The sequence below is a fragment of the Pseudomonas putida genome, assembly GCF_004357765.1.
In the GTDB taxonomy this organism is placed as follows: Bacteria; Pseudomonadota; Gammaproteobacteria; order Pseudomonadales; family Pseudomonadaceae; genus Aquipseudomonas; species Aquipseudomonas putida_U.
Window position 1 is genome coordinate 128,756 of the sequence record NZ_SMTE01000012.1, and the last position, 8,545, is coordinate 137,300.

The window sequence follows — 8,545 nt, forward strand, 5'->3', positions numbered from 1 at the left end:
TTCGGAACTCCATGCCTTTAGTTTCGGAACTCCTGCCTTTTTCAGCCCATAAAGAAAAACCCCGCATACGTTAATCTGCGGGGCTTTCGAATATGGAGGCCGAGGTCGGAATCGAACCGGCGTAGACGGATTTGCAATCCGGAGCATAACCACTTTGCTACTCGGCCTCAAAGTCGGACATAGCGGCTTGCGCTTTGCTATCTCCTTGAAACACTGAACCTTTTTCAAAGTTCGCTGCGTTTCGATGGGCGCCATTATGTCTGCATTCGAACAACCTTGCAACCCCCTGATTTAAAAAAATCTTCAAGGGGTTCAAGGTGTTAGCGCAAGCGACCGAATTTGCTCCAGAGGCTGACCAGCGTGTTCTCCACGGTACCGCTCGCCGCCACACCGATCCGCTCCTGCAGGCTCTTGCGTTCGGCGTAGTGCACATGGAACAGGTTGGCCTCACGGGCACGATCGCTGAGGTACTCGTCGCTGGTGCGCAGCTCGTCCACCAATTTGCGGTTCAGTGCCGCGACGCCGAGCCAGACCTCGCCGGTCGCCACTTCATCGATGTGCAATTGCGGGCGATAGCGGGTGACGAAGTCCTTGAACAGCTGGTGGGTGACGTCGAGGTCTTCCTGGAATTTCTCGCGGCCCTTCTCGGTGTTTTCGCCGAACACGGTGAGGGTGCGCTTGTACTCGCCCGCGGTCAGCACTTCGAAGTCGATGTCGTGCTTCTTCAGCAGGCGGTTGACGTTGGGCAACTGGGCCACCACGCCAATGGAGCCAAGCACGGCGAACGGTGCGCTGACGATTTTCTCACCGATGCAAGCCATCATGTAGCCGCCGCTGGCCGCGACCTTGTCGATGCACACGGTCAGCGGGATACCGGCCTGGCGGATACGCGCCAGTTGCGAAGCGGCCAAGCCGTAGCTGTGCACCAGACCGCCGCCGCTCTCCAGGCGCAGCACCACTTCGTCGCGCGGAGTGGCCAAAGTCAGCAGCGCGGTGATTTCGTTGCGCAGGCTCTCGGTGGCCGAGGCCTTGATGTCGCCGTCGAAGTCGAGCACGAACACCCGGGCCTTCTCCTCGCCCTTGCTTTTGCCTTTCTTCTGCTGTTTTTCCGCTTTGGCCTGCTGTTTGCGCAGGGCCTTGAGCTGGGGCTTGTCGAGCAGGCCCGACTCCAGGCGCTCGCGCAGCTCCTTGTAGAACTCGTTGAGGCGGGTGACCTGCAACTGGCCGCCCGGCTTGCGCCGGCCTTTGCCACGCATGCCGGCGATGGCGGAGAGCACCAGCAGGATGGCGATCACCAGGGTGGCGGTTTTGGCCAGAAAGCTTGCGTATTCGGCAAGAAACTCCACGTTGACTCCTTGATAGACCTGCGCCTGAACGGCGCGAAACTGTTGCAAGCATACCGGTGCGCCTGTGACGCTGCCAGCCGGCGCAAACGCTGGCAACACAGTTCAAACAAGCTTTTCAAACGCTTGTATGTTTTTTCGTTGACAGCCTGGTTGGCGCATCCTAACCTCGCAACAACCTTACTGCGCCGGACACTTTCGTGGGCAACCTGTACCTGATCCGCCATGGCCAAGCCTCATTCGGTGCCGAGGACTACGATGTCCTGTCGGCCACTGGAGCGCGCCAGAGCCACGCCCTGGGCCAATACCTGGCACAGCTGGGGGTTCGCCTGGATCGTTGCCTGGCCGGCAGCCTGCGGCGTCAGCAAGACACCGCCCGCCTCGCACTTCAGGCGATGCAGGCCGACGGTTGCCCGGCCCCGGTCATTGAGACCGACCCGGCCTTCAATGAGTTCGACGCCGACGGCGTGGTGCGCGCTCTAGCGCCGGGCCTGCTGGTGGACGAGCCGAACGCGCTGCACATCCTGCGCAACGGCGCGCAACACCGCAGCGAATTTCAGCGCCTGTTCGCGCTGATGGTGCAACGCTGGCACGACGGCCAGCATCACAGCGAGGGTCTGGAATCCTGGGAGGCCTTCACCGGCCGGGTCGAAGCCGGCCTGCAGCGGGTGCTGGACCAAGCCGCCAGCGGCGACAACATCGCCATCTTCACCTCTGGCGGCACCATCGCCGCCCTGCTCCACCTGGTCACCCGCATCACCCCCAGCCAAGCCTTCGCGCTGAACTGGCAGATCATCAACACGTCGCTCAGCCAATTGAAGTTCCGTGGCCGCGACGTGTCCCTGGCCACCTTCAACAGCCAGGCCCATGTGCAGCTGTTGAAGGCGCCGGAGCTCATCACCTATCGATGACCCGGCCTGTTGAGTCCTCTCGGGGACGTGAAAATCACTCTATAAGGAATGCACCATGACCTCCGTAGCTGATGCCGTTAAAAAGATGCAAGAGAAGTTCAACCCATCCGCTGCCGCCGGCCTGGACCTGGTGTTCGGCTTCAATGTGACCGACGAAGACAAGCAATACGCGCTGATCGTCAAGGACGGCACCTGCGACCTGCAGGAGGGCGAAAACCCGGATGCCAACTGCACCCTGGTGATGGACAGCGAAACCCTCAAAGGCATCGTCAGCGGCGAAACCGACGGCATGCAGGCATTCATGAGCGGCAAGCTGCGTGTCGAAGGCGACATGATGCTGTCGATGAAGCTGAGCGAGCTGTTCCCAGCCTGATTGGTGGGTCTGTCGAGCCAGACGAAAACCGAAGCCCGGGCGGCTTCGGTTTTTTTTTGCGCGGCCGATGGGAGCGTCATCAAGGCAGTTGATCGGCCGGCAACACCCGCGCCTATATGAACGTTGGCACGCTTGTTCCAACCCCGGTCGGCCATTAGATTAGCCAATAGTCCTCGTGACAGATAATAAGGAAAACGCATGACGCTCACCGACCCGTCCACCCAGGTACGCCCCGGCGAAGAACTCGATGCCCAGGTCATCGACACCTTTCTCAAGGCCAACATCACCGGGCTCGAGGGCTCGCCGGGCATCAGCCAGTTTCCAGGTGGCGCCTCCAACCTGACCTATCTGGTGAGCTACCCTGGCCGTGAGTTCGTGTTGCGCCGTCCGCCTTTCGGCGAAAAGGCCAAGTCTGCCCACGACATGGGCCGGGAGTATCGCATCCTCAACCAGCTCAACAGCGGCTTCCCCTACTGCCCAAAAGCCTATGTGCATTGCACCGACTCCACGCTGATCGGCAGTGAGTTCTATGTCATGGAGCGGGTCAAGGGCGTGATCCTGCGTTCGGACATCCCCAGCGAACTCGGCCTCGATGCACCACGCACCGAACGACTGTGCAAGAGCTTCATCGAGCGTCTGGTGCAACTGCACCAGGTCGATTACCTGGCGTGCGGCCTGGCCGACCTGGGCAAGCCTGAAGGCTATGTGCAGCGCCAGATCGAGGGCTGGAGCAGCCGCTACGGCAAGGCCCGGACGCCGGATGCACCAGCCTGGGAGCAGGTGATGGTTTGGCTGCGTGAAAAGATGCCGGCCGACCACCCGCGCCCAGGTATCGTGCACAACGACTACCGCTTCGACAACGTCATCCTCGACGCCGACAACCCCATGCGCATCATCGGGGTGCTGGACTGGGAAATGGCCACTCTCGGCGACCCGCTGATGGATCTGGGCAACAGCCTGGCCTACTGGATCGAGGCAACCGACCCGCCCGCCGTACAGCAGATGCGCCGCCAGCCCAGCAACGCGCCGGGCATGCTGACGCGCCGGCAGTTCGTCGATCATTACGCTGAGCGCGCCGGCATTCGCCTGGACAACTTCGACTACTACTATTGCTACGGCCTGTTCCGCCTGGCGGGGATCGTTCAGCAGATCTACTACCGCTACTACCACGGCCAGACCCAGGACAAGCGCTTCGCCCAGTTCATTCATATGAACCGCTTGCTCGAGCAGATGACCCTGCAGGTCATCGACAAGTCCGCGCTCTGACATCCGCCCCGACGACCGACAAGGAACACCCCATGCCCAAGACCCACCTGTTCGACCTCGACGGCAAGATCGCCTTCGTTTCCGGCGCCAGCCGTGGCATCGGCGAAGCCATCGCGCACCTGTTGGCCCAGCAGGGCGCCCATGTGATCGTGTCCAGCCGCAAGCTCGAAGGCTGCCAACAGGTCGCCGACGCGATCATCGCCGCTGGCGGCAAAGCCACCGCAGTCGCCTGTCACATCGGCGAGCTGGAGCAGATCCAACAGGTGTTCGCCAGCATCCGGGAACAGTTCGGACGCCTGGATATCCTGGTCAACAATGCCGCCACCAATCCGCAATTCTGCAACGTGCTGGACACCGACCCAGGGGCCTTTCAGAAAACCGTGGACGTCAACATCCGCGGTTACTTCTTCATGTCGGTGGAAGCCGGCAAGCTGATGCGCGAGCATGGTGGTGGCAGCATCATCAACGTCGCGTCGATCAACGGCGTGTCACCCGGCCATTTCCAGGGTATCTACTCGGTGACCAAGGCTGCGGTCATCAACATGACCAAGGTGTTCGCCAAGGAGTGCGCACCGTTCGGCATCCGCTGCAATGCGTTGCTGCCGGGCCTCACCGACACCAAGTTCGCCTCGGCCCTGGTGAAGAATGACGCCATCCTCAACGTCGCGCTTCAGCAGATCCCACTCAAGCGCGTGGCGGCGCCCGAAGAAATGGCCGGCGCCGTGCTGTACCTGGCCAGCGAAGCGTCCAGCTATACCACCGGTACCGCGCTCAACGTCGACGGTGGCTACCTGTCCTGAGCAGACCGCTCAGCCATGGCGACGCTGCCCCGGGCTACAGGCAGGTCGCCGCGGCGGCACGACGCTGCAGGGCCACGCCGTCGTTCTGCTTGGCGTAGTAGTCGACGTGGGTGCCGCCCGCCTGCGGGTAGACATCGACGAACGACTCGGCGCCACGGGTGTACACCGTCAGCCCGCCTTGGGCGCGCGGCTCGAGGTAGCCGCTGGCGTCGACGCCGAAACGCACCTCATCCTGCCAGCTGTACTGGATGCACTGGGCAACCAGTTGCGGCGCTTTCTGCGAGTCGAGCTGGGCTGTCGGCTTGCCGCCACGCGCGGTCTCCATGGTCGCTGAAGCACAACCGGCCAGCATCAGTACTACGGCCATCGGCACGATCGCTCGCATGTTCCACCCTCGCTAGGAAAAAAGAACGCGACTCTAGCACTGCCTGGTGATTGGAGTGAATTGTCATGGGCCTGGCGCTGTCGCAATAAAGACCTATCACTGCACAAGGAACTGCCATGCGACTGCTTCCCCTGACCTGCGCCCTGCTCTTCGCCGGCCTGCCCCTGTTGCCCATGACCGCCTCGGCGGCGCCCTCGGCCGAGGAAAGCATGCAGGGCCCGGAAACCCATAACCGCGAAGTGAAGGTCGGTGACAAGGCCCCCGACCAGTACAAGCGCGACGACCAGACCATCCGCGATTGGAAGGCCAAGGGCCTGCCTGAACCTGAAAAAGAGAGCCACTGGGTACGCATGGGCGACCACTACGTGCTGGTGCAGATCACCAACGGCGTCATCCTGGCCATCCATCCCGCCTCCTGAAATACCCCGGGCCGCTCTACGCAGCGGCCCGGCCAGCAGTCTCGTCCCCAGCCAATCCCCCTTGTCGACAGGCGCCGCTCATCGCTGGCGCCTGAAAATATTGCGCGTCAAGGAAACCAAATGGATCGTTGCCAGTCATAGTGGGTGTCCCGTAAACCTTTGCGGATCAAGGACCTATATCGTGATCAAGCGCATTGCCAGTCTTTCCCTGCTCGCCGCCATCCTGCTCAGCGCCGGGTGCTATCACCACCACTACCGCGACGACGATGGCTGGCGTGACCACGACCGTGGTGACCGCCACCACCATCGCCGCCATGACCGCGATGACGATGACCGTCAATACCGTGATCGTTATTACCGCTGAAGCGTCCTTTCAACCCTATTTCACCCGATGATTCCTCTGAGGTTCATATCATGCGTTTGACTTTGCCTTCCCTCGCCCTCGGCCTGCTGCTGTGCCAAGGCGCTTTCGCCGGTGACGGTACCGCCGCCATCGGCGGTGGCCTGGGGGGAGCCTTGGGCAATATCGTCGGCCAATCGATGGGCGGCAAGACCGGCGCCGCCATTGGCGCAGGCCTGGGCGGCGCAGCCGGCAGTGCCGTGGGCGCACGCAAAGGCAACCGCACCGAAGCGGCGATCGGCGGCGGCCTGGGTTCGGCCGGCGGCTCGCTGCTGGGCGGCGCGGTCGGAGGCTCGACCGGCTCGACCATCGGTGCCGGTCTGGGCGGCGCGGCCGGTGGTGCACTGGGCAACCATGTCGGCGACAACAACCGCAGCAGCAGCCACCATTACAAGCACAAGCACCGCCGTCACCGTCACTGATCCATCGCGGCCAGGGCGCCTGCCCCTGGCCTGCCCCTTGCGGGCAAATTCCTGCAACATGTCAATAATCCCTTCACCGCAGGCTGGCACACTGACTGCTACTGTCTATCGTGCCCCTTGAGTGAAGGAACACCCTCTCCCCATGAACCATGAGCTGCTCTGGGTCCTCGGCCTGCTGGCCATCGTCGTCACCCTCTTCATCATCAATCGCCCACGCATGGACGTGGTCGCGCTGCTGGTCATCCTCACCCTGCCCTTGTCGGGCATCCTCACCGTCGAACAGGCCTTGGCAGGTTTCGCCGATCCCAACGTGGTGCTCATCGCGGCGCTGTTCGTGATTGGTGAAGGCCTGGTGCGCACCGGCATCGCTTACCGCATCGGTGAATGGATGAGCGAACGGGCCGGCAACAGCGAAGCGCGCCTGCTGGTGCTGCTGATGGTATCTGTAGCAGGCCTGGGCTCGATCATGAGTTCCACCGGCGTAGTGGCGATCTTCATTCCCGTGGTGCTGAGCATTGCCGCCCGCCTGCACATCTCACCCAGCCGCCTGATGATGCCACTGGCCTTCGCTGGCCTGATCAGCGGCATGCTCAGCCTGGTGGCCACGCCACCAAACGTGGTGGTCCACAGTGAACTGGTACGCAGTGGCGAGGTTGGCTTCCAGTTTTTCAGTTTCACCCCCTTCGGCCTGGTGGTGCTGGCGCTCGGTGTCGGCTACATGCTGCTCACACGCAACTGGCTCAAGGGCGAGGCGCGCAAGGACGGTCGCGTGGAAACCCGACGCACCTTGCTTGACCTGGTGCTCGACTACAAGCTCAGCGGTCGTGAGCGACGCCTGCGCATCCGCCCGCACTCGCCGCTGATCGGCCACACCCTGGGCGAACTGCAACTGCGTACCCGGCACGGCGCCAACGTGATCGGTATCGAGCGTCAGCACAAGTTCACCACCCGTGTCATGACCGCCGACTCGAGCACGGTGCTGCACCCTGGCGATGTCCTGCTGCTCGATCTGTTCGGGCCGCGCGACGGGGACGACCTGCGCACTTTGTGCCAGACCATGCAGCTCGAACCGCTGCGCTTCAAGGCGGCCTACTTCATCGACCAGTCGCAGGACCTGGGCATGGCTGAAGTCTCGCTGCCTCCCGGCTCGCAATGCATCGGCAAGAGCGTCCTGGAGCTGACCTTCCGCACCCGCTTCGACCTCAACGTGGTGGGCCTGCGCCGGGAGCAGTCGGCCATCGAGGCGCAGTTGCTGGAGGAAAAACTGCGCCTGGGCGACACCTTGCTGGTGGTCGGTCCCTGGAAAGCCATCCGTCAGTTGCAAAGCCGCCCCTACGACTTCCTGGTGTTGAGCATGCCAGCGGAAATCGACCAGGTCGCCCCCGCTCGGGAACGCGCACCCTATGCCCTGATCAGCCTGGCGGTGATGGTCGGTCTGATGGTCAGCGGTGTGATACCCAACGTACTCGCGGCCCTGATCGGCTGTCTGCTGATGGGCGCTGGCCGCTGCATCGACATGAACAGCGCCTATCGCGCCATCCACTGGCAGAGCCTGGTCCTGATCGTCGGCATGCTGCCCTTCGCCCAGGCGCTACAGAAAACCGGCGGTATCGACCTGGCGGTGAGTGGCCTGGTGAGCGTGCTGGGCGGCGCCGGGCCGGTGGCTATCCTGGCCTGCCTGTTCGCGGTCACTGCACTGATCGGGCTGTTCATCTCCAATACGGCCACGGCGGTGCTGATGGCACCGGTGGCCGTCGGCACCGCCGCACAGCTGGGCATGTCACCGTATCCGTTCGCCATGACCGTGGCCTTGGCAGCTTCGGCCGCGTTCATGACGCCGGTCTCGTCGCCGGTGAATACCCTGGTGCTCGGACCCGGGCAATACCGCTTCGCTGACTTCATCAAGGTCGGCGTGCCATTCACGGTTCTGGTGATGGTGGTGACTGTGCTGATGGTGCCTTGGTTGTTTGGGTTTTAGGGGGTTCGCTTGAGAGGTGTGGTGTTGCGGATATCGAGCGCCGCCCGCGCGGCGCTCGATATCCGCAACACCACACCTCCCCAGCGCACGCCTAGTGAACTGCGCTAGATCCCCTCTAAACCTCAGCGACTCCGCCTCTAAACCCCTCATGCAACTTGGGGCAGATTGACATCAGCCTGCCAGTGGAAACACACTGCAGCGTCATCGCCCCAGGTGCTCGCAGCCGTCGTCCTGGTTTTCCGTTTCCG

General features: G+C 62.6%; 10 protein-coding genes and 1 tRNA gene. 8 read left to right on the plus strand and 3 right to left on the minus strand.

Annotated elements, in window-relative coordinates; genetic code table 11:
* Window positions 1–93 precede the first annotated feature (93 nt).
* A tRNA-Cys gene (locus E2H86_RS19530) sits at window positions 94–167 on the minus strand.
* 153 nt (window positions 168–320) lie between these two features.
* Complete coding sequence (sohB, locus tag E2H86_RS19535) at window positions 321–1,346, minus strand: protease SohB (protein WP_133330760.1); 1,026 nt, start codon at window positions 1,344–1,346, stop codon at window positions 321–323.
* 197 nt (window positions 1,347–1,543) lie between these two features.
* Between sohB and E2H86_RS19540 the strand changes: the two genes are divergently transcribed.
* The 4 genes from E2H86_RS19540 to E2H86_RS19555 all read left to right on the plus strand — a co-directional run bounded on the left by E2H86_RS19540 (window position 1,544) and on the right by E2H86_RS19555 (window position 4,693).
* Entirely contained in the window at window positions 1,544–2,254 is a 711-nt protein-coding gene (locus tag E2H86_RS19540; protein ID WP_133330762.1) for a histidine phosphatase family protein, read from the plus strand.
* 55 nt (window positions 2,255–2,309) lie between these two features.
* Window positions 2,310–2,627: an SCP2 sterol-binding domain-containing protein gene (locus tag E2H86_RS19545; protein WP_133330764.1), complete on the plus strand. Its 318-nt coding sequence runs from the start codon at window positions 2,310–2,312 to the stop codon at window positions 2,625–2,627.
* Window positions 2,628–2,825: 198 nt separating this feature from the next.
* A complete protein-coding gene (locus tag E2H86_RS19550; protein ID WP_133330766.1) occupies window positions 2,826–3,893 on the plus strand; it encodes a phosphotransferase family protein in 1,068 nt (355 codons plus the stop codon).
* Between the two features lie 32 nt (window positions 3,894–3,925).
* Complete coding sequence (locus E2H86_RS19555) at window positions 3,926–4,693, plus strand: SDR family oxidoreductase (protein ID WP_133330768.1); 768 nt, start codon at window positions 3,926–3,928, stop codon at window positions 4,691–4,693.
* Window positions 4,694–4,727: 34 nt separating this feature from the next.
* Here E2H86_RS19555 and E2H86_RS19560 read toward each other — a convergent pair whose 3' ends face one another.
* A complete protein-coding gene (locus E2H86_RS19560) occupies window positions 4,728–5,078 on the minus strand; it encodes a hypothetical protein (protein ID WP_133330770.1) in 351 nt (116 codons plus the stop codon).
* Between the two features lie 116 nt (window positions 5,079–5,194).
* Between E2H86_RS19560 and E2H86_RS19565 the strand changes: the two genes are divergently transcribed.
* From E2H86_RS19565 to E2H86_RS19580, 4 genes are all read left to right on the plus strand, one after another.
* The gene (locus tag E2H86_RS19565; protein WP_133330772.1) at window positions 5,195–5,497 is read left to right on the plus strand and encodes an RcnB family protein; all 303 of its coding nucleotides are present in this window, start codon (window positions 5,195–5,197) and stop codon (window positions 5,495–5,497) included.
* 184 nt (window positions 5,498–5,681) lie between these two features.
* Window positions 5,682–5,861, plus strand: a complete 180-nt coding sequence (locus E2H86_RS19570; RefSeq protein ID WP_133330841.1) for a hypothetical protein — start codon at window positions 5,682–5,684, stop codon at window positions 5,859–5,861.
* 50 nt (window positions 5,862–5,911) lie between these two features.
* Window positions 5,912–6,319, plus strand: a complete 408-nt coding sequence (locus E2H86_RS19575; protein ID WP_133330774.1) for a glycine zipper domain-containing protein — start codon at window positions 5,912–5,914, stop codon at window positions 6,317–6,319.
* 142 nt (window positions 6,320–6,461) lie between these two features.
* Window positions 6,462–8,297 carry an SLC13 family permease gene (locus tag E2H86_RS19580; RefSeq protein ID WP_133330781.1) on the plus strand — a complete coding sequence of 612 codons (1,836 nt, stop codon included), beginning with the start codon at window positions 6,462–6,464 and terminating at the stop codon, window positions 8,295–8,297.
* Window positions 8,298–8,545: the final 248 nt, after the last annotated feature.